This window comes from Actinocorallia populi (assembly GCF_002995495.1).
In the GTDB taxonomy this organism is placed as follows: domain Bacteria; phylum Actinomycetota; class Actinomycetes; order Streptosporangiales; family Streptosporangiaceae; genus Actinocorallia; species Actinocorallia populi.
Genome location: NZ_PVZV01000007.1, coordinates 292,410 through 312,945 on the forward strand (window position 1 = coordinate 292,410; position 20,536 = coordinate 312,945).

The window sequence follows — 20,536 nt, forward strand, 5'->3', positions numbered from 1 at the left end:
GAGGGACACGTTGGGAGTGCTGCCGAGCCGGGCGGACGCCGCGGGCGAGCCCTACAAGCGCAACGCCGAGGCGAACGCCGAACTCGCCGCCCAGCTGCGGGAACGGCTGGCGGCCACCGCCCTGGGCGGGTCCGCCCGCGCCCGCGAGCGGCACGTGTCCCGGGGCAAGCTGCTGCCCCGCGAACGGGTCGACCGGCTGCTGGACCCGGGTTCGCCCTTCCTGGAGCTGTCCCCGCTGGCCGCCTGGGGCCTGTACGACGGCCAGGCGCCCGGAGCCGGGATGATCACCGGCGTGGGCCGGGTCTCCGGGCGCGAGTGCGTGGTCATCGCCAACGACGCGACGGTCAAGGGGGGTACGTACTTCCCGATGACCGTCAAGAAGCACCTGCGGGCGCAGGAGGTGGCGCTGCACAACCGGCTGCCGTCCATCGCCCTGGTCGACTCCGGCGGCGCGTTCCTGCCGATGCAGGACGAGGTCTTCCCCGACCGCGAGCACTTCGGCCGGATCTTCTACAACCAGGCCAACCTCTCGGCGCTGGGCGTGGCGCAGCTGGCCGCCGTCATGGGCTCGTGCACCGCGGGCGGTGCCTACGTGCCGGCGATGAGCGACGAGAACGTCATCGTCCGGAACCAGGGAACGATCTTCCTGGGCGGCCCGCCGCTGGTGAAGGCCGCCACCGGCGAGGTCGTCACCGCCGAGGAGCTGGGCGGCGGCGACGTGCACTCCCGGGTCTCCGGGGTCACCGACCACCTGGCCGAGGACGACGCCGACGCCCTGCGCATCCTGCGGGAGATCGTCGCGACGCTCGGCCCGCGCCCGCCCCGCCCGTGGGACGTCCGGCCGTCCGCCGAGCCCCTCTACGACCCGTCCGAGCTGTACGGGATCGTCCCGGCGGACCCGCGCACGCCCTATGACGTGCGGGAGGTCGTCGCCCGCGTGGTGGACGGCAGCGAGTTCACCGAGTTCAAGAAGGAGTACGGGCCGACGCTCGTGACCGGCTTCGCCCGAATCCAGGGCCACCCGGTGGGGATCATCGCCAACAACGGCATCCTGTTCGCCGAGTCGGCGATGAAGGGCGCGCACTTCATCGAGCTGTGCGACCGCCGCTCGATCCCGCTGGTGTTCCTGCAGAACATCACCGGCTTCATGGTCGGCCGCGACTACGAGCACGGCGGCATCGCCAAGCACGGCGCCAAGATGGTCACCGCCGTCTCCTGCGCCCGGGTGCCGAAGTTCACCGTGATCATCGGCGGCTCCTACGGCGCCGGCAACTACGCCATGTGCGGCCGCGCGTACTCGCCCCGGTTCCTGTGGATGTGGCCCAACGCCCGGATCTCGGTGATGGGCGGCGAGCAGGCCGCCTCGGTGCTGACCACCGTCGGCGACGCCGACGCCGACGCCGTCCGGGAGCAGTACGAGACGCAGGGCGAGCCGTACTACTCCACCGCCCGCCTGTGGGACGACGGCGTGATCGACCCCGTCGACACCCGCCGGGTCCTCGGCCTGGCCCTGTCCGCGGCCGCCAACGCCCCCCTCGCCGACGTCGGCTACGGCGTCTTCCGGATGTGAGGCCCATGTTCACCACCGTCCTCATCGCCAACCGCGGCGAGATCGCCGTCCGCGTCCAGCGCACCCTGCGCCGCCTGGGCGTGCGCTCCGTCGCCGTGTACGCGCCCGACGACGCCGGCTCCGTCCATGTACGGGAGGCCGACGAGGCCGTGCGGATCCCGTCCTACCTGGACGGCGCGGCGATCATCGAGGCCGCGCGGGCCACCAGCGCCCAGGCCGTCCATCCCGGTTACGGGTTCCTGGCCGAGAACGCCGCCTTCGCCCGTGCCTGCGCCGAGGCGGGGGTCGTCTTCATCGGCCCTCCGCCTTCGGCCATCGACGCCATGGGCGACAAGATCGAGGCCAAGCTGACCGTCGCCGCCGCGGGGGTGCCGGTCGTGCCGGGCCGCGACGAGCGGGGGCTGAGCGACGAGCAGATCGCCGAGGCCGCCCTGGAGATCGGCCTGCCGGTGCTGCTCAAGCCGTCGGCGGGCGGCGGCGGCAAGGGCATGCGCCTGGTGCGCGCCGAAGAGGAGCTGGCCGGGGCGATCGCCTCGGCGCGGCGCGAGGCGCGCGGCGCGTTCGGCGACGACACCCTGCTGGCCGAGCGGTTCATCGACGGGCCCCGCCACATCGAGGTGCAGGTCTTCGCCGACGCGCACGGCAACGTCGTGCACCTGGGCGAGCGGGAGTGCAGCCTGCAGCGCCGCCACCAGAAGATCGTGGAGGAGGCGCCCTCTCCCCTGCTGGACGCCGCGCAGCGGGCCGAGATCGGCGCGCACGCGGTGAACGCGGCACGCTCCATCGGCTACGTCGGCGCGGGCACCGTGGAGTTCATCGTGGCGGGCGAACGGCCCGACGAGCGCTACTTCATGGAGATGAACACCCGCCTTCAGGTCGAGCACCCGGTGACGGAACTGGTCACCGGCCTGGACCTGGTCGAGCTGCAGCTGCGGGTGGCCTCCGGCGAGCCCCTGCCGTTCACCCAGGACGACGTCGTGCTCACCGGGCACGCCGTCGAGGCCCGCGTCTACGCCGAGGACCCGGCGCGGGGCTTCCTGCCGACCGGCGGCCGCGTCCTGGCGCTCGCCGAGCCCGCGCAGGCCCGGGTGGACTCCGGCATCGGCGCGGGCGACGAGATCGGCAGCCGGTACGACCCGATGATCGCCAAGGTGGTCGTGCACGGGAGGGACCGGGCCGAGGCGCTGCGGGCGCTGGACCGCGCCCTGGCCGAGTACTCGCTGCTGGGCGTGCACACCAACGTCGCCTTCCTGCGCAGGCTGCTGGCCCGGCCCGAGGTCGTCTCGGGCGAGCTGGACACCGGCCTGGTCGAGCGGGTCCTGCCGGAGCTGAACGCCGGCGACGCCACCGTTCCCGAGTGGGTGCTCGCCGCCGCCGCGCTGGAGCGGATGCGCGCGGACGCCCCTGCCGGGGACGGCCCGTGGGACGCCATGGACGGCTGGCGGGTCGGCGAGGCCGCGTGGACCCCGCACGCGCTGGTCGTCGACGGCGGCGAGCCGGTCGAGGCGCGGACCAGGGGCGAGGAGGTCGCCGTCGGGGACGGGCCTCCCCGGCACGCGGTCCTGTCCGGGGAGGCCCTGGTGCTCGACGGGCGCCGCCACCCGCACCGCCGCGCCACCGGTCACGACGGCGCGGTCTGGATCGGCGCGGACGGGCGGACCTGGTCGGTCCGCGAGCGGGAGCGGCTGGCGGCCGGCGGCGCGTCGGCCGTGGCCGGGGGCGTGCTGCGCAGTCCGATGCCCGGCACCGTCCTGGCCGTGAAGGTCGCCGAGGGCGACGCCGTCGCCGAGGGCCAGCCGGTCGTGATCGTCGAGGCGATGAAGATGGAGCACACGGTCGTGGCCGCCGTCGCCGGGACCGTCGCCCGGCTGCCGGTCCGCGTCGGCGACCAGGTGGCGCTCGACGCCGTCCTGGCCGAGATCACGTCCGAGGAGGCGGAATGAACCTGCCCGAACAGGTCACCATCTACGAGGTCGGTCCCCGCGACGGCCTGCAGAACGAGAAGACCGCCATTCCCGTGGAGGTGAAGGCCGAGTTCATCGGCCGGCTCGCCGACGCCGGGTTGAAGACCATCGAGGCGACCAGCTTCGTGCATCCCAAGTGGGTGCCGCAGCTGGCCGACGCGGACGAGCTGCTGAAGCGGATGGACCGCCGGCCCGGGGTGTCCTACCCGGTGCTGGTGCCCAACGAGCGCGGCATGGGCCGCGCGCTGGCCGCCGGGGTCGGCGAGATCGCGATCTTCGCCAGCGCCACCGAGTCCTTCGCCCAGCGCAACCTCAACCGCTCCATGGACGAGCAGTACGCCATGTTCGAGCCGGTCGTCTCCCGGGCGCTGGCCGAGGGCATGCGGGTGCGGGTGTACCTGTCGATGGCCTTCGGCGACCCGTGGGAGGGCGACGTGCCGGTCCCGCAGGTCGTCGCCGCCGGGAAGCGGCTGCTGGAGATGGGCTGCTACCAGCTCAGCCTCGGCGACACCATCGGCGTCGGCACCGCCGGGCACGTCCAGGAGCTCATCGCGGCCTTCGGCGACCCCGCCGCACTGGCCGTGCACTTCCACGACACCTACGGGCAGGCGCTCGCCAACACGCTGGCCGCCCTGCAGTCGGGCGTCACCACCGTCGACGCCTCCGCCGGAGGACTCGGCGGCTGCCCGTACGCCGAGAGCGCCACAGGGAACCTCGCCACCGAGGACCTGGTCTGGATGCTCGACGGCCTGGGGATCCGGCACGGCGTGTCCCTGGACTCCCTGGTCGAGACCAGCACCTGGATGGCCGGGAGGCTCGGCCGTCCCTCCCCTTCCCGCGTCGTCACCGCAAGGAGCAACTCATGATCGACTTCACCCTCACCGAGGAGCAGGAGGCGCTGCGGCAGAGCGTCGAGGCGTTCGCCCGCGAGGCGGTCTCCCCCGTCATCGGCGGCCACTACGAGCGGGGCGAGTTCCCCTACGAGCTGGTCGCCGGCATGGGGAAGATGGGCCTGTTCGGGCTGCCGTTCCCCGAGGAGTACGGCGGCATGGGCGGAGACTACTTCGCGTTGTGCCTGGCGCTGGAGGAGCTGGCGCGGGTGGACTCCTCGGTCGCCATCACCCTGGAGGCCGGCGTCGGCCTGGGCGCGATGCCGATCTACCGGTTCGGCACCGAGGAGCAGAAGCGCAGGTACCTGCCGAAGCTGCTCACCGGTGAGCGGCTGGCCGGGTTCGGGCTGACCGAGCCGGGCGGCGGCTCGGACGTGCCGGGCGGCATGCGCACCACGGCCCGGCTGGAGGACGGCCAGTGGGTGGTCAACGGCTCGAAGTGCTTCATCACCAACTCCGGCACCGACATCACCGAGTTCGTCACGGTCACCGCGCTGACCGGCGAGAACGAGATCTCCACGATCATCGTCCCCAACGGCACGCCCGGCTTCACCGTGGGGCCGGAGTACTCCAAGGTCGGCTGGCGCGCCTCGGACACCCGCGAGCTGTTCTTCGACGACGTGCGCGTCCCGGAGGAGAACCTGGTGGGCCCGCGCGGCCGCGGCTACGCCCAGTTCCTGCGCATCCTGGACGAGGGCCGCATCGCGATCGCCGCGCTGTCGGTCGGCCTGGCGCAGGGCTGCGTCGACGAGTCCCTGCGCTACGTCAAGGAGCGGCAGGCGTTCGGCCGGGCGATCGGCGAGTACCAGGCGATCCAGTTCAAGATCGCCGACATGGAGCAGCGGGTGTGGACCGCCCGCGTGGCCTACTATGCGGCGGCGGCGAGGATGCTGCGCGGCGAGCCGTTCAAGAAGGAGGCCGCGATCGCCAAGCTGACCGCCTCCAACGCCGCGATGGACAACTCCCGCGACGCCACGCAGATCTTCGGCGGCTACGGCTTCATGAACGAGTTCCCGGTGGGCCGCTTCTACCGGGACGCCAAGATCCTGGAGATCGGCGAGGGCACCTCCGAGGTCCAGCGCATGATCATCTCTCGCCAGCTGGGGCTTGCATGATCACGCTGAACCGGCACGGGCACGTCGCCGAGATCGTCCTGGACCGTCCGAAGGCGCACAACGCGCTGTCCACCGAGATGGCCGTCCGGCTCGCCTCCGTGTGCGCGGAGGTCGCGGATTCCGACGCGCGCGCCGTCGTCCTGTCGTCCTCCGCCGAGAAGTCCTTCTGCGTGGGCGCGGACCTGAAGGAACGCGCCTCGATGACTGACGACGACCTGATGCGCCAGCGTCCGGTCTTCCGCAGAGCCTTCGGCGCCGTCCTGCACCTGCCGCAGCCCGTCGTGGCGGCCGTCCACGGCTTCGCCCTGGGCGGCGGCACGGAGTTCGCGCTCTCCTGCGACCTCGTCGTCGCCGACCCGACGGCCGTCTTCGGGCTGCCCGAGGTCGGCGTCGGGCTGATCCCGGCAGGCGGCGGCACCCAGCTGCTGCAGCGCCGGGTGGGCACGGCCAAGGCCGCCGACCTCATCTTCACCGGCCGCAAGGTCGGCTTCGACGAGGCCGTCGCCCTGGGCCTGGTGGACCGCCCGGCGCCCGCGGGCGAGGACCGCGCGGCCGCGCTGGAGCTGGCCGGGACCATCGCGGCCAACTCCCCGGTGGCGCTGCGCGCGGCCAAGCGGGCGCTGCGCCACGGCGCCCCGCTGGACCTGGCCGCGGCCCTGGACGTCGAGGACGCCGCCTGGCGCACCGCCGCGCTGTCCGGCGACCGCCGCGAGGGCATCGCCGCGTTCAACGAGAAGCGCCGCCCGGAGTGGCCGGGACTGTGAACCGGCGCGCCTGATTAAATCTATTACGTCTGGGAAACGCCGTTTCAAAATAGCCGGGAGGCCGCCGTGCAGGAGGGCATCACCCTGTGGGAGCCGTCGCAGGAGACCGTCGAACGGGCGAGGATCACCGCGTTCATGCGGGCGCTGCCGTCGCGGCCTCGTGACTACGACGAGCTGTGGCGCTGGTCGGTGGCGGACGTCGACGGGTTCTGGCAGACGGTCTGGGACCACTTCCAGATCGTCGGGGACCGCGGTGACGGGCCGGTGCGCGAGGGCGGGCCCACCCCGGTGGACGGGCTGCGCTGGTTCCCCTCGGCGCGGTTGAACTATGCCGAGAACATGTTGCGGCACGCCGCCGAGCGGCCCGACCGCACGGCCGTCGTCTACCGCACCGACGACGGCACCACGGTGGAGCTCACCTGGGCCCGGCTGGCCGAGCAGGTGGCCGGGGCGCGGGCGGGCCTGGCCGCGCTCGGCGTCGGCCGCGGCGACCGGGTCGCGGGCTACCTGCCGAACCGGCCGGAGGCATTGGTCGTCATGCTGGCGGCGGCCTCGCTGGGCGCGGCCTGGTCGTCGTGCTCCCCGGACTTCGGGGCGCCGAGCGTCATCGACCGGTTCCAGCAGATCGAGCCGAAGGTCCTGCTCGCGGTGGACGGCTACGTCTACAACGGCAGGGTCTTCGACCGGCGCGAGACCCTCGCGGAGATCCGCGCGGCCCTGCCGACGCTGGCCGCCACCGTGCTGATCGACGTCGTCCCCGGCGAGCCGGTGGCGGGCGCGCTCCCCTACGACGAGCTCGCACGGCCCGCCGAGCCCGCCTTCGACCGGGTGCCGTTCGACCAGCCGCTGTGGATCCTGTACTCGTCCGGGACGACCGGGCTGCCCAAGCCGATCGTCCACGGGCACGGCGGGATGGTGCTGGAGCACGTCAAGTCCCTCGCCCTGCACCAGGACCTCGGCCCGGACGACGTGTTCCTGTGGTTCACCACCACCGGCTGGATGATGTGGAACTACCTGGTCAGCGGCCTGATGCTGGGCGCGACCATCGTCCTGTTCGACGGAGCGCCCGCCGGGGAGGTGTTGTGGCGGCTGGCCGCCGAGACCGGCACCACCCATCTGGGCCTGGGCGCCCCGTACATCATGGCCTCCCGCAAGGCGGGGCTCACGCCGGGCGCGAGCCTGGACCTGTCGGCGCTGCGGCTGATCGGCTCGACCGGCTCGCCGCTGCCGCCCGAGGGGTTCTCCTGGGTGTACGAGGAGGTCAAGCGGGACGTGCTGCTGGGCTCGCTGTCGGGCGGCACGGACGTGTGCTCGGGGTTCGTGGGACCGGTGCCGCTGCTGCCGGTGCGCGCCGGGGTGATCCAGTGCCGCGCGCTCGGCGCGAAGATCGAGGCGTTCGACGAGGCGGGCCGCCCGGTCGTGGACGAGGTCGGCGAGCTGGTGCTGACCGAGCCGATGCCGTGCATGCCCGTCGGGTTCTGGAACGACCCGGGGAACGTGCGCTACCGGGAGGCGTACTTTGAGGACTTCCCCGGCGTATGGCGGCACGGCGACTGGGTGAAGGTGCTCCCCGACGGCGGCTGCGTCATCTACGGGCGGTCGGACTCCACCCTCAACCGGGGCGGTATCCGCATGGGCACCAGCGACTTCTACCGGGTGGTGGAGTCGTTCGAGGAGATCGCCGACAGCCTGGTCATCGACACCGGCGGGCTCGGCGCGGAGGGCGAGCTGATCCTGTACGTGCAGCTCGCCCCGGGCGCGGAGCTGGGCGAGGAGCTGCTGGGCCGGTTGCGGGCGGCGCTGCGCGCCGACCTCTCGCCCCGGCACGTGCCCGACCGCTTCGTGCCGGTCCCCGGGGTGCCTCGCACGTTGTCGGGCAAGAAGCTCGAGGTCCCCGTCCGCAAGATCCTCCAGGGCGTCGACCCGGACAAGGCGGTCAACCGCGGCTCCCTCGCCGACCCGTCGGTCCTCGACCACTACGTGCCGGACGCCTCCGCATGACCGGCCCGCACTCGACCGGCCGCCACAGGAGACGGCAGACTGCCGCCCATGAGAACAGAACGTGATTCGGCCGAGGGTCTGCGGGAGCTGAGGAACGAGGTCAGATCGTTCGTCCGGGAGTGGCAGGAGGAGGGCCGCTTCGCCCCCCGCTGCGACTCCTGGCTGCGCGAGCACGACACCGCCTTCTCCCGCGCCCTTGCCGGGCGCGGCTGGATCGGGCTCACCTGGCCCCGCGAGTACGGCGGGGCCGAGCGCTCCCACCTCGCCCGGCTCGTCGTCACCGAGGAGCTGCTGCGGGCGGGCGCCCCGGTGGCCGCGCACTGGATGGCCGACCGGCAGATCGGGCCCGCGATCCTGCGGCACGGCTCGGCCGGACTGAAGCGGCGGTTCCTGCCCGGCATCACCCGCGGCGAGATCACCTTCTGCGTCGCGATGAGCGAGACCGAGGCCGGCAGCGACCTGGCGGCCGTGCGCACCACCGCCGCCCGCACCGGCGAAGGGTGGCTGCTCAACGGGCGCAAGGTCTGGACGAGCCACGCCCACCGCTCCACCCACGCCTACGTCCTGGCGCGCACCGACGCGACCGGCCGCAAGCACGAGGGGCTCAGCGAGTTCCTGCTGGACCTGGCGACGCCCGGTGTGACCGTCCGGCCCCTCTTCGACCTCTCCGGGGAGCACCACTTCAACGAGGTGTTCTTCGACGACGTGCTCATCCCCCATGACCGGTTGCTGGGCGTCGAGGGCCAGGGCTGGAAGCAGGTCACCGAGCAGCTGTCGTTCGAACGCGGCGGCGCGGAACGGGTGCTCAGCACCTATCCCCTGCTCGCGGCGTTCGTCGCCGACGTCGACCCCGGCGACTCCCTGGCCGTCCAGGCCGCCGGGGAGCTGACCGCCCGGCTGTCCGTGCTGCGGGCGATGGCCTGGCGGGTGGCCGCCGACATGGACGAGGGGCGCGCACCCATCAGGGAGGCCGCCCTGCTGAAGTCGCTGGGCACCGCCTTCGAGAAGGACGTCGTCGAGACCGTCCGGCGGGTCCGCGGCGCCCTGCCCGACCCGGACGGCGGCGGGCTGGAACGGCTGATGGCCCAGGCCGTGCCCGCCGTTCCCGGTTTCAGCCTGCGCGGCGGCACCACGGAGATCCTCGGCACGATCGTCGCCAAGGGCCTCACCTCGGACGCGCCCTCCCGGCCGGGCCGGACGCCGCTCGGCGAGCTGGCGGCGGACGTCCTGGCCGGGCGCGGGCAGGACCCCGGCCTGTGGGAGGAGCTGCGCGAGCTGGGCTGGGCGGGCGCGGGCCTGCCGGAGGAGCTCGGCGGTGAGGGCGGCACCCTGACGGAACTGCTGACCCTGCTGGAGGCGGTCGGCGAACACGGTGCCGCCGTCCCGCTCCTGGAGACCTCCCTGGCCTGCCGGCTGCTCGTCCGGGCCGGCCGGCCCCTCCCCGCCCGGATGACCGCCACGGTCGCACTGCCCGGACCCGGGCTGCGGACGGGCGAGACGCTCGACGGGACGATCGAACGCGTGCCCTGGGCGTCCGCCGCCGACCTGGTCGTCGTGCCGCTCGACGGGGAGCTGGTGCTGCTGGACGGCACCGTCCCCGGCTGGCGGGTCGAACCCGGGCGGAACCTGGCCGGCGAGCCCCGCGACACGGTCCACCTGGACGGGTGCCGGATCCCGCCCGGCCACCGGATCGCCTGCGACGTCTCCCGCGAGGAGGTCGTGGAACGGGCCGCCCTCCTGCAGGGGGCCCAGCTCGTCGGGGCCCTGCGCACCGCGCTGCGGCTCGCCGCCGACCACGCCCGCACCCGCGAGCAGTTCGGCCGCCCCCTCGCGGCGTTCCAGGCGGTCTCCCTGACGCTGGCCGGAGCCGCCGCCCGCGTCGAGGGCGCCGAGACCGCGCTGGCACGGGCGGCCGAGGCCGGGACGGGCGCCCCGGTGGCGGCGCTGCGCCTGTGGCTGGCCGAGGCCGCGGGAGAGGTCGCCGCCGCCGCCCACCAGGTGCACGGCGCGATGGGCGTCACCCGCGAACACCCCCTGCACCACACGACCCGCAGACTGTGGGCGTGGCGGGACGAATGGGCCGACGCCCGGCACTGGGCCGGGGCACTCGCCCGCGCCGCCGGGCCGGGGCCCGGCGACGACCGGTTGTGGGGATCGACCGGCGTGGACGTACAAGTGGCCGTACAGGCAGACGTACAGGACGATCGAGGAGGACGGGCATGAGCCGGTGGAAGACGCTGCGGCTGGAGAGCCGCGACGGCGGGGTGCGGGTGCTGACGCTGGACGACCCGGCGCGGCACAACGCCATCAGCTTCGCGATGCGCGACGACCTCGTCGACTGCGCCGCCCGGCTGCGGGCCGACCATGACGCGCGGGTCCTGATCGTCACGGGAGCGGGCCGGTCGTTCTGCTCCGGCGCGGACCTGGGCGAGCTCTTCGGTGCCGAGGACCTGCCGGTGCGGGAGATCCGCGACGACGCCGCCCGCATGTACGACGCCTTCCTGGCCGTACGGGACCTGCCCATCCCGACGATCGCCGCGGTGCAGGGCCACGCGATCGGCGCGGGCCTGAACCTGGCGATGTCCTGCGACGTGCGGCTGGCCGCGCCGCAGGCGAAGTTCAGCGCGACGTTCAGCCGGATCGGCCTGCATCCCGGCGGCGGCTGCACCTACTTCCTGGTCGAGGCACTGGGCCGCCAGCGCGCCCTGGCCGTCCTCCTGGAGGGCGGCACCCTCGCGGGCGAGCAGGCCGTCCGGCACGGCCTGGCCCTGGAACTGCACGACGACCCCCTGGCCGCCGCCCTGGAGATGGCCGGCAGGTTCGCCTCCGTGCCGCCGGGGCTGGCCCGCGACATCAAGACCGCCGTCGGGCTGGCCGCCACCCAGGGCTTCGAGGCCACCCTCGCCTTCGAGGCCTGGGCGCAGGCGGACTCCTCCACCCGGCCCGCCACCCGCGAAACCCTGAACCGCACCTTCCGCAGGCCCTGACACCGGGGAACGTTCTGAGAGGATGGTCTCTGACCGGCGAAAAAGGGAGGCACGAGGCACATGGCGCAGCGGGTACGCGGGGTCGTCGCACCGGGCAGGAACGAACCCGTACGGGTGGAGACGATCATCATTCCGGACCCGGGGCCGGGCGAGGCCGTGGTGAAGGTCCAGGCGTGCGGGGTGTGCCACACGGACCTGCACTACAAGCAGGGCGGGATCAACGACGAGTTCCCGTTCCTGCTGGGCCACGAGGCGGCGGGGATCGTGGAGTCCGTGGGCGACGGGGTCACCGAGGTCGCGCCCGGTGACTTCGTGGTCCTCAACTGGCGGGCCGTCTGCGGCCAGTGCCGCGCCTGCCTGCGCGGGCGTCCGTGGTACTGCTTCAACACCCACAACGCCAAGCAGAAGATGACCCTGGAGGACGGCACCGAGCTGTCGCCCGCGCTGGGGATCGGGGCCTTCGCCGACAAGACCCTGGTGGCCGCCGGGCAGTGCACCAAGGTCGACCCCGCGGCCAAGCCGGAGGTCGCGGGTCTCCTCGGCTGCGGGGTGATGGCCGGGATCGGCGCCGCCATCAACACCGGCGGCGTCACCCGGGGCGACTCGGTCGCGGTCATCGGGTGCGGCGGCGTCGGCGGGGCCTCGATCATGGGGGCGCGGCTGGCCGGAGCGCGGCGGATCATCGCCGTGGACATCGACCAGCGCAAGCTCGACAAGGCGCTCGAGCTGGGCGCGACCCACACCGTCAACTCCAAGGAGACCGACGCGGTCGAGGCGATCCGGGAGCTGACCGGCGGGTTCGGCGCGGACGTCGTGGTTGAGGCCGTGGGCCGTCCCGAGACGTATGAGCAGGCGTTCTACGCCCGTGACCTGGCCGGGACCGTCGTCCTGGTCGGGGTGCCGACCCCGGAGATGAGGCTGGAGCTGCCGCTGCTGGAGGTCTTCGGCCGCGGCGGGGCGCTGAAGTCCTCCTGGTACGGCGACTGCCTGCCCTCGCGGGACTTCCCCATGCTCATCGACCTGTACCTGCAGGGCCGCCTCGACCTCGGGGCGTTCGTCACCGAGACCATCGGCATCGATGGCATCGAGGCCGCGTTCGCCAAGATGCACCACGGCGACGTGCTGCGCTCGGTGGTGATCCTGTGACCGCCGCCATCAGCCACCTGGTCACCTCCGGCACCTTCTCCCTGGACGGCGGCATCTGGGACGTCGACAACAACGTCTGGATCATCGGCGACGAGCACGAGGCCATCGTCATCGACGCCGCCCACGACGCCGCCGCCATCCGCGACGCGCTGGGCGGACGCACCCTGAAGGCCATCGTCTCCACCCATGCCCACAACGACCACATCGACGCGGCCCCCGTCCTCGCCGACGCCACGAACGCGCCGATCCTGCTGCACCCGGCCGACCTGCCGCTGTGGGAGATGACGCACCCGGACCGGCGGCCCGACGGGGAGCTGGCCGACGGGCAGGCCCTGACCGTCGGCGGGATCGAGCTGAAGGTCCTGCACACCCCGGGCCACGCGCCCGGCGCCGTCTGCCTGTACGCGCCGGAGCTGGGCACGGTCTTCACCGGCGACACCCTCTTCCAGGGCGGTCCGGGCGCGACCGGGCGCTCGTTCTCGGACTTCCCGACCATCATCGGCTCCATCCGGGAGAAGCTGCTGACCCTGCCCGGCGACACGAAGGTGTACACCGGGCACGGCGACTCCACCAGGATCGGGGACGAGGCCCCGCATCTGCAGGAGTGGCTCGACCGGGGCCACTGAGCCTCCGGTGATACGGGGGCGGGCCGCGGTCGGCGGTCCGCCCGGCATGACACGATGCGGTCATGGAACTGCTCGAGGCTCTGCGCGGCACCGCCGCCATCAGGGAGTTCACGGAGGAACCCGTCTCCGACGCCGTCGTCCACCGCATCCTGGACACCGCCCGGTTCGCGCCCAGCGGCGGCAACAAGCAGGGATGGCGGGTCGTCGTCGTCAAGGACCCCGAGGTCCGCGCGAAGATGCGCGACCTGTACCTGCCGGGCTGGCGGGACTACCGGGCGCTGGGCGAGGCGGGGCTGCGGGCGTGGTCGCCGCTGGCCGACCGGGAGGCCGAGGCCGCGGCGCTGGACCGGGAGCCCGCCGAGGACCACCGTGCCGACTTCGCGCTCAACATGGACAAGGTGCCGGTGATGCTCGCCGTGTTCGCCGACCTGAACGAGCTGGCGGCCGTCGACCGCGACCACGACCGCTACACGTTCGCGGGCGGCGCGTCGGTCTACCCGTTCGTGTGGAACCTGCTCCTCGCGGCGCGCGAGGAGGGCCTGGGCGGGGTGATGACGACGATCCACATCCGCCAGGAGGAGGGTGTGCGCGAACTGCTGGGGGCTCCGGACGGCGTCGCGCTGGCGTCGGTGGTGTTCCTGGGCCATCCGGTGCGCAGGCCGACACGGCTGCGGCGTGCGGCGGTGTCGGAGTTCGCCACTTTCGACTCCTTCGATGGGAGCCCCGTCACACCACCCGATGTTACTGACCAGTAGGATAGTTTCCCGTGAGCTACCTGTACTGGGAGAGCGTCCCGACCCGCTGGAACGACAACGACTGCTACGGCCACATGAACAACGTCATCCACTACGAGATGATGGACACCGTGGCCAACACCTGGCTCATCCGCGAGGCGGGCTTCGACCCGTTCCACGGTGACACCATCGGCATGTGCGTGGCATCCCGCTGCGAGTATAAGGCCGAGGCCCGCTTCCCCGAGGTCATCAGGGTGGGGTTGCGCATCGGCAGGCTCGGCACCTCCAGCGTCAGGTACGAGATCGGCCTGCACCGCGCCGACGGCGAGACCCTCATCGCCCACGGCGACTTCACCCACGTCTTCGTCGACCGCGAGACCCGCCGTCCCGTGCCGATCACCGGGCGGATGCGCGAGGCCATGGAGAAGCTGGTGGTGGCGTCATGACCAGGACCCGGGTGTCGGTGCTGACCGAACTCGGCAGGGAGGCGCCCTACGCGGCCTCCCGGCCGCTGGAGGTCACCGAGGTGACGCTCGACCCGCCGGGGCCGGGCGAGCTGCTGGTGCGGATCGGCGCGGCGGGACTGTGCCACTCCGACCTGTCGGTGATCAACGGGTCGCGGGTGCGGCCGCTGCCGATGGCGCTGGGGCACGAGGCCGCCGGCGAGGTCGTCGAGGCCGGTGAGGGAGCGGAGTTCGCCGTCGGCGACCGTGTCGTGCTGGCGTTCGTGCCGGCCTGCGGGCGGTGCCCCCGCTGCCGGTCCGGGCGGCCCGCCCTGTGCGTGCCGGGCGCGGCGGCCAACGGCGCGGGCACCCTGCTGGGCGGCGGGCGCCGCATCGACGGCGGGCGGATCAACCACCATCTGGGCGTCTCGGCGTTCTCCGACTACGCGGTGGTCTCCCAGCAGTCGGCGGTCAAAGTCGACTCCGACCTGCCGTTCGAGATCGCGGCGCTGTTCGGCTGCGCGGTGCTGACCGGCGCGGGCGCCGCCCTGCACAGCGCGCAGGTCGCCCCCGCCGACAGCGTCGCCGTCTTCGGGCTCGGCGGCGTCGGCCTGTCGGCGCTGCTGGCGGCCAAGGCCCTGGGCGCGGAGACGATCGTCGCGATCGACGTCGTGCCCGCCAAGCTGGAACTCGCCCGCGAACTCGGCGCCACCCACACCGTGGCGGGCGGCCCGGACGCCGTCGCGGAGCTCAAGGAGATCACCGGCGGCGGCGCGGACAAGGTCATCGAGACCGCGGGCGTCGTGCCGGTGCTGCGCCAGGCCTACGACGCGGCGGCCCCGGGCGGCACCACCGTCACCGTGGGGCTGCCCGCTCCCGGCAGGGAGCTGGCGCTGCCCGCGCTCAGCCTCGTCGCCGAGGAGAAGACCCTGCGCGGCAGCTACCTGGGCTCCTGCGCGCCCCGGCGGGACGTCCCCCGCTTCATCGAGATGTACCGCGAGGGCGTCCTCCCGGTGGACCGGCTGCTGACGGGCACCCTGCCGCTGGAGGAGGTCAACGCGGGCTTCGACCGGCTGCACACCGGCGAGGCCGTCCGGCAGGTCGTGCTCTTCTGACGGTCCCGTCCCGCTAGCGGGACGCCAGCATGCGCAGCGCCAGGTCGGCGTAGGCCGCGGTGATCTGGTCCGCGCCGCGGCTGCGCTGGCTGGGGTACCAGCGGGCCACGTCGATCGCCAGGGACATGATCGCCGTGGTGGCCATGGGCGCCGCCGCGGCCTCGAACAGCCCGGCCGCGACGCCCTCGTCGATCGCCTCGCGCAGGAAGGCCTCGGTCCGCCGCCGGATCACGATCAGCTCCCGCTGGCGGGCCGGGGACAACGAGGTGTGCTCGTACTGCACCACCCGCGCCAGGGTGTGGTGCTCGGCGTGGAAGGAGACCATCACCTCGACGATGGCGCGCACCCGCTCCACCGGATCCGGATGCTCTTCGCAGGCCCGGCGGACCTGCTCGGAGTTCACTTCGTGCCCGGTGCGCGCGATCTCGTACAGCAGCGCTTCTTTGGTGGCGAAGTGCATGTACATCGCGGCCGGGCTCATCCCCGCACGCAACGCCACCTGGCGGGTCGAAGTCCCGTGGTAACCCTGCTCGCCGAAGGCGTCCAGCGCGGCCATCAGCAGCCTCTGCGCCGTGGGCGGCAGGTCCGCCCAAGCCTCCTGGACGGTCTCAGCCGCCATGCGCCGCCACTCCTGTACTCGCCCGGATCCCGGCACGGGCCGGGAGTCACCAGAGACTAGGCGACCGTCAGGCCGCCGTCCACGGGAATCACCGCACCGTTCACGTACGACCCGGCGCGGCTGGCGAGGAACACGGCGGCGCCCGCCATGTCGTCGGGGCGGCCGATGCGCTTGAGCGGCACCGCCTCGGCGATGGCTTCGCCGAACGCGTCGAGCGTCGCGGCCATCATCTTGGACTCGAACGGGCCGGGCGCGATCGCGTTGACGGTGATCGCCTGCGGTCCGAGCTCCTTGGCCAGCACCCGGGTGAGCTGGTGGACCGCGGCCTTGCTGGAGGTGTAGGAGTAGCGCTGGCCCGGCGTCATGATGCCGTCGATCGAGCCGATGTTGATGATCCGCGCCGGGTCGTCGGCGGTGGCGGCCTCGCGCAGGCGCGGCACCAGCGCCTTGGTGAGGTAGAAGGGGGACTTCAGGTTGAGGTCGATGACCTTGTCCCAGGCCGAGGAGGGGAACTCCTCCAGCGGGGCTCCCCAGGTGGCGCCGGCGTTGTTGACCAGGATGTGCAGCGGCCCCTCGACGGTCCCGGCCAGCCGCAGGCACTCCTCCTCGGTGGACAGGTCGGCCGGCACCCCGACGACCTCCCCGCCGCCGACCTTGGAGAGCTCGGCGACGGCCTCGTCCACCGCGGCGGCCTTGCGGGAGCTGATGACGACCCTGGCCGCCCCGGCCTCCAGCAGGCCCCGGGCGATCATCAGCCCGATGCCCCGGGTCCCCCCGGTGACCAGCGCGGTCTTGCCGTCCAGCCGGAACAGGTCCATGAGTCACTCCCGGTATGCCATGAGAGGTCCGATACGAGACCCGCAGTCTATCGAGCGGCAGCCGGTCTACCGCCGCACCGCCTCGATGGCGTCCGCGAGCCGCCCGTCGAGGCTCTCCCCGCGTCGCCGGAGCCCGCGGAGCACGCCGTTCACCGACGCCTCGTTCTTGTCCTGGCTGAGTTTGAACAATGGCTCGACCTCGGGAAAGGACATCGAGAATCCGCGGATACCGCCTATGTACCGGTCGATGAATTCCTCACCGAAGGCCAATCCGGGATCGAAACGCTCCACGAGGTCCTTGATATGGCGGCGAAGCCTGGCCTCGGCGACGGGCCCGGCGAGGCCCGTCATGTGCACGAAGGCGTAGTCCCAGGTGGGGAAGCTCTCCTGGTCGTACCAGCGCGGGGAGATGTACCCGTCCGGCCCGCGGAAGACCAGGAGCGCCCGCGCCGACCCCGCCAGGAGCCCGACCAGCTCGTTCTTGACGGAGAAGTGGAAGACGACCTCGGCGGGAAGCCCCGTGCCCTCGTCGAGGACCACCTGGATCGGCACGTGCGCCACCGCGAGACGGGACGCCTCGACGAACACCGAACCGAATCCGATGCCCTTCGCGAATTCCGCTGCCCGTGCCCTGCTCGGCTGCGGCATCCTCTCGGGAACGTATGTCATTTCGACACTTTCCCATGCGCCGGCGCACGGCGACAAATACGCGGGCCATTCATCGGCAAATAACGGAGATTTATGAATTCTCCGGCACGGGTGTCCTACCTGCGGAGCGCCGGTGGGGCAGGGCGCACACGGCGAGGGACGCGCCCAGCCCGGCGAACGCCAGGCCGCCGATGACGCCCACCCAGGGGGACCAGCCCCCGGCGTCGCCCACGGTGAGGCCGAAGGGGGCGGCGACCATGGTGGCCAGGCCGTACGGGGTCAGCAGGAGGGCGCAGGCCCAGCCGGGGAACAGGAGCGACCAGCGGGGCAGCCTCCTCCCCCAGGGAAGGACCAGGGCGGCCAGGAGCAGCATTCCGGCGAACGCGCCCAGGACGGTGAAGTCGAGGCCGTGCTGCTCCATCCACACCAGCGCCTCGGGAGCGCCGTTCTCCCGGAACTGCGCGGCCAGGTCGCCCGGCGGCTTGCCGGCCGTTCCGCCGAACGCCCAATAGGTCTTCATCACTACGTAGGGGAGCAGGGACGCGGCTCCGGCCCAGGCGGCCGTCGAGGGCTTCATGTCACAGATCGTGGCAGCGCCCCGCGGAACCCGCTTCCCGCCGGAGAGCCAACCCGCTCCCCCGGCGGGGTGATCCACCTCCCGATTCGGGCGTAGGCCCTCCGGATGAGGGCGCCGTCCAGGCCGACGCCCCCGTGGAGGGCTACAGGGGGCGGGCGGCCAGGGCGCGGTCCAGGCGTTCGCGGGCGCGGGCGGCCTGGCGGGCTCGGTAGGCGATCGGCATGTAGCGCAGGCGCTCGGGCAGGAGGGGGGTGGAGCGGGCGATGGCCTGGCCCGCCACGTGCAGGAGGCGCTCGTCGCGGGACGTCCAGGTCAGGCCGAGCTTGTCGCGGGCGGCCTGCGGGAGCGTGCCGACGGTGATGAAGCGGCCCAGGTTGCCGACCGTCGCCATCACCGGGGCCAGTGCCGGGCGGAGGGGCGCGGGGATGCCGGCCGGGACCTTGTCCATCGCGTCCAGGACCTCGAGCGCCACCTTGTGGGGGACGAGGGTGTCGGCGACCATCGCGTCGAAGTACTTCCAGTAGTCGGGGATGGTCGGGGGGAGCATGCGTTCGGGCACCTGCAGGATGCGCCCCAGTCGCATGAACTCGTCGAAGATCTGCTGTTCCTTCTGCGGGGTCAGCGGCTCCGTGCCGAAGTAGCGGGGCGCGGTGACGGCGGCGTAGAAGCCGGTCAGGTGCACCCAGGCCCAGGGTTCGGCGGACAATGCGTGATGGCGCACGCCGTGCTCGTCCACGGCGCTGAGCGGCTTGTGCATCTCGCGGAGGCGCCGGCCCTCCTCGAGTGCGGTCTGCCCGCCGTAGACCCAGGTCTGCACGGAGGCGAAACTGCGCCTTGCACGCCCCACGGGGTCGGTGCGGAAGCTGGACAGCCGGTCGACGACGGTGCCGATCGCCGGATGCATGGTCTGCAGGATGAACACACTGTTCCCGGCCAGCGCCGAGGTGTACAGGCCGATCTGGTCCCACAGCAGGGAACCGGGCCCGAACGGCTCGGGGTCCCGTTCCGCCGTTCCACGGGAGACGCCTTCCTCGATGAGACTCACCGCTCCTCCTCAGGGATGACGGGTGAAGGATGTCCCCATAAGCTAAACGCGAATAAGTAGTCGCTTACAAGTCGCGTTCGGAAGGTGATGTCCGTTGCCGCCCCTGCCAGCGCATTCACCACGGAAGATCCCCCGCCAGGAACGGTCGCGCCGCACCATGGAGCGCATCCTGGACGCCGCCACTCGCGTTCTGACCGAACGCGGCTACGACGGCGCCTCCACCAACCGCATCGCGGCCGCCGCCGGCCTGAGCAACGGCTCCCTCTACCAGTACTTCCCCAACAAGGACGCGATCGTGGTGGCCGTCCTCGACCGCTTCGCCGACCACCTCGCCGAGCGGCTGGGCGCCGAGATCGAGGCCGCCATGTCCGGCCCCTGGCAGTCCGGCGGCCGCTCCCTCCTCGAGGCGCAGATCCGCCTGCTGGAGGAGAACGCCGACCTCCTGCGCGTCGTCGTCGAGCACGTCCCCCGGCTGGGCCCCTTCGACAAGCTCGACGCCCTCCGCCAGCGCCTCACCGACATGGTCCGCATCTACCTGCTGCTCAACCGCGACCGCTTCCGCCCCGGCCTCGACATCGACGCCGCCCTGTGGATCATCACCGAGACCGTCGGCCAGCTCGCCATCCGCTACGTCCTCGACCGCCCGCCCATCCCCCACGACCGCATGGTCGACGAACTCGCCGAACTCATCATCCGCTACATCAGCAGATGACCCCCGGCGGTCACCTCACCATCACAAAACCCAGATTCCACCGTGAACCATGACGATCCATGACAGACAGGATGCGTGGAATTCTCTGCGGAAACGTGGAAGCCGCTCGCCGCGACCGGCGCCGAGGTGAGGTTCGGCACCGGGGAGAACATCCTGCGGCAGGGCGACCCGCCGACACATGTGTCGATCCTGCTGTCCGGCCGGGTGAAGGTGCTGACCGGCTCCGCGGACGGGACGGTGCTGCTGCTGGCCGTGCGCAGTCCGGGTGAGCTGCTCGGGTCGGTGGGCGTGATCGGCCGGCACGACCGCTCGGCGACCGTCGTCGCGCTGGAACCGTGCATCACGCGGGTGCTGGCCGCCGACCGCTTCCGGGAGCTCATCCGGGCGCACGGCCTGGAGGAGGCGCTGCTGCGGCGCACGATGCGGCGGATACTCGAGGGCGAGGCGTGGCGGGCGGAGCTGGCAGCGCTGCCCGCGGGGCCGCGGGTGGCCCGCGCGCTGGAGCGGCTCGCGACGCCCGGCGCCGACGGCCTGCCGGAGGTGAACCTCGACCAGACGGAGATCGGGCAGGCGGTGGGCCTGTCGCGCAGCATGGTCGCCGCCGCCCTGTCCCGCTTCCGGGAGCGGGGTCTCGTCCGCACCGAACGGCGCAGGATCGTCGTCCGCGATCTCGCCGGACTGCGGGCACTGGCCGGTTCGGGCCAGCGGGACATCTGATTTCAGACATCTCCGCCAATGTCATCTCAGCAGAGTGGTGCTACT

Annotated in this window: 20 protein-coding genes; 15 read left to right on the forward strand and 5 right to left on the reverse strand. The window is 72.6% G+C overall.

What is annotated here, in order from left to right:
* The first annotated feature begins 16 nt into the window (after positions 1 to 16).
* The 13 genes from C2865_RS28120 to C2865_RS28180 all read left to right on the forward strand — a co-directional run bounded on the left by C2865_RS28120 (position 17) and on the right by C2865_RS28180 (position 15,355).
* Positions 17 to 1,570, forward strand: a complete 1,554-nt coding sequence (locus tag C2865_RS28120; protein ID WP_232835862.1) for a carboxyl transferase domain-containing protein — start codon at positions 17 to 19, stop codon at positions 1,568 to 1,570.
* 5 nt (positions 1,571 to 1,575) lie between these two features.
* On the forward strand, positions 1,576 to 3,513 hold the full coding sequence (locus C2865_RS28125) for an acetyl/propionyl/methylcrotonyl-CoA carboxylase subunit alpha (protein WP_198653662.1): 1,938 nt from the start codon (positions 1,576 to 1,578) through the stop codon (positions 3,511 to 3,513).
* Entirely contained in the window at positions 3,510 to 4,400 is an 891-nt protein-coding gene (locus C2865_RS28130; RefSeq protein WP_106401606.1) for a hydroxymethylglutaryl-CoA lyase, read from the forward strand. Before C2865_RS28125 ends, C2865_RS28130 begins: the two co-directional genes overlap by 4 nt.
* The gene (locus C2865_RS28135; protein ID WP_106401607.1) at positions 4,397 to 5,539 is read left to right on the forward strand and encodes an acyl-CoA dehydrogenase family protein; all 1,143 of its coding nucleotides are present in this window, start codon (positions 4,397 to 4,399) and stop codon (positions 5,537 to 5,539) included. The genes C2865_RS28130 and C2865_RS28135 overlap by 4 nt, the downstream gene beginning before the upstream one ends.
* Complete coding sequence (locus C2865_RS28140; RefSeq protein ID WP_106401608.1) at positions 5,536 to 6,303, forward strand: enoyl-CoA hydratase/isomerase family protein; 768 nt, start codon at positions 5,536 to 5,538, stop codon at positions 6,301 to 6,303. Before C2865_RS28135 ends, C2865_RS28140 begins: the two co-directional genes overlap by 4 nt.
* A gap of 66 nt (positions 6,304 to 6,369) precedes the next feature.
* Complete coding sequence (locus C2865_RS28145; protein WP_106401609.1) at positions 6,370 to 8,304, forward strand: acetoacetate--CoA ligase; 1,935 nt, start codon at positions 6,370 to 6,372, stop codon at positions 8,302 to 8,304.
* Positions 8,305 to 8,352: 48 nt separating this feature from the next.
* Positions 8,353 to 10,527 carry an acyl-CoA dehydrogenase family protein gene (locus C2865_RS28150; protein ID WP_106401610.1) on the forward strand — a complete coding sequence of 725 codons (2,175 nt, stop codon included), beginning with the start codon at positions 8,353 to 8,355 and terminating at the stop codon, positions 10,525 to 10,527.
* Positions 10,524 to 11,291 (forward strand): enoyl-CoA hydratase, encoded by a 768-nt coding sequence (locus C2865_RS28155; RefSeq protein ID WP_106401611.1) that lies wholly within the window; start codon positions 10,524 to 10,526, stop codon positions 11,289 to 11,291. The genes C2865_RS28150 and C2865_RS28155 overlap by 4 nt, the downstream gene beginning before the upstream one ends.
* A 60-nt stretch (positions 11,292 to 11,351) precedes the next feature.
* On the forward strand, positions 11,352 to 12,437 hold the full coding sequence (locus C2865_RS28160) for an S-(hydroxymethyl)mycothiol dehydrogenase (RefSeq protein WP_106401612.1): 1,086 nt from the start codon (positions 11,352 to 11,354) through the stop codon (positions 12,435 to 12,437).
* Complete coding sequence (locus C2865_RS28165; protein WP_106401613.1) at positions 12,434 to 13,063, forward strand: MBL fold metallo-hydrolase; 630 nt, start codon at positions 12,434 to 12,436, stop codon at positions 13,061 to 13,063. Before C2865_RS28160 ends, C2865_RS28165 begins: the two co-directional genes overlap by 4 nt.
* 62 nt (positions 13,064 to 13,125) lie before the next feature.
* Positions 13,126 to 13,818 carry a nitroreductase family protein gene (locus C2865_RS28170; protein ID WP_106401614.1) on the forward strand — a complete coding sequence of 231 codons (693 nt, stop codon included), beginning with the start codon at positions 13,126 to 13,128 and terminating at the stop codon, positions 13,816 to 13,818.
* A gap of 11 nt (positions 13,819 to 13,829) precedes the next feature.
* Positions 13,830 to 14,243, forward strand: a complete 414-nt coding sequence (locus tag C2865_RS28175; protein WP_106401615.1) for an acyl-CoA thioesterase — start codon at positions 13,830 to 13,832, stop codon at positions 14,241 to 14,243.
* Entirely contained in the window at positions 14,240 to 15,355 is a 1,116-nt protein-coding gene (locus C2865_RS28180; protein ID WP_106401616.1) for a zinc-binding dehydrogenase, read from the forward strand. Before C2865_RS28175 ends, C2865_RS28180 begins: the two co-directional genes overlap by 4 nt.
* 13 nt (positions 15,356 to 15,368) lie before the next feature.
* On the opposite strand, the gene C2865_RS28185 is transcribed toward C2865_RS28180, so the two are convergent.
* The 5 genes from C2865_RS28185 to C2865_RS28205 all read right to left on the reverse strand — a co-directional run bounded on the left by C2865_RS28185 (position 15,369) and on the right by C2865_RS28205 (position 19,062).
* The gene (locus C2865_RS28185) at positions 15,369 to 15,974 is read right to left on the reverse strand and encodes a TetR/AcrR family transcriptional regulator (RefSeq protein ID WP_106401617.1); all 606 of its coding nucleotides are present in this window, start codon (positions 15,972 to 15,974) and stop codon (positions 15,369 to 15,371) included.
* Between the two features lie 56 nt (positions 15,975 to 16,030).
* Positions 16,031 to 16,792 (reverse strand): SDR family oxidoreductase, encoded by a 762-nt coding sequence (locus tag C2865_RS28190; RefSeq protein WP_106401618.1) that lies wholly within the window; start codon positions 16,790 to 16,792, stop codon positions 16,031 to 16,033.
* A 66-nt stretch (positions 16,793 to 16,858) separates the two neighbouring features.
* The gene (locus tag C2865_RS28195) at positions 16,859 to 17,461 is read right to left on the reverse strand and encodes an FMN-binding negative transcriptional regulator (RefSeq protein ID WP_106401619.1); all 603 of its coding nucleotides are present in this window, start codon (positions 17,459 to 17,461) and stop codon (positions 16,859 to 16,861) included.
* A gap of 70 nt (positions 17,462 to 17,531) precedes the next feature.
* A complete protein-coding gene (locus C2865_RS28200) occupies positions 17,532 to 18,017 on the reverse strand; it encodes a hypothetical protein (protein WP_106401620.1) in 486 nt (161 codons plus the stop codon).
* Positions 18,018 to 18,159: 142 nt separating this feature from the next.
* Positions 18,160 to 19,062, reverse strand: a complete 903-nt coding sequence (locus C2865_RS28205; protein ID WP_232835844.1) for an oxygenase MpaB family protein — start codon at positions 19,060 to 19,062, stop codon at positions 18,160 to 18,162.
* A 157-nt stretch (positions 19,063 to 19,219) separates the two neighbouring features.
* Between C2865_RS28205 and C2865_RS28210 the strand changes: the two genes are divergently transcribed.
* Positions 19,220 to 19,774, forward strand: coding sequence for a TetR/AcrR family transcriptional regulator (locus C2865_RS28210; protein WP_106401621.1), 555 nt, complete (start codon positions 19,220 to 19,222; stop codon positions 19,772 to 19,774).
* Between the two features lie 75 nt (positions 19,775 to 19,849).
* Positions 19,850 to 20,491, forward strand: coding sequence for a Crp/Fnr family transcriptional regulator (locus C2865_RS28215; protein ID WP_106401622.1), 642 nt, complete (start codon positions 19,850 to 19,852; stop codon positions 20,489 to 20,491).
* Positions 20,492 to 20,536 lie beyond the last annotated feature (45 nt).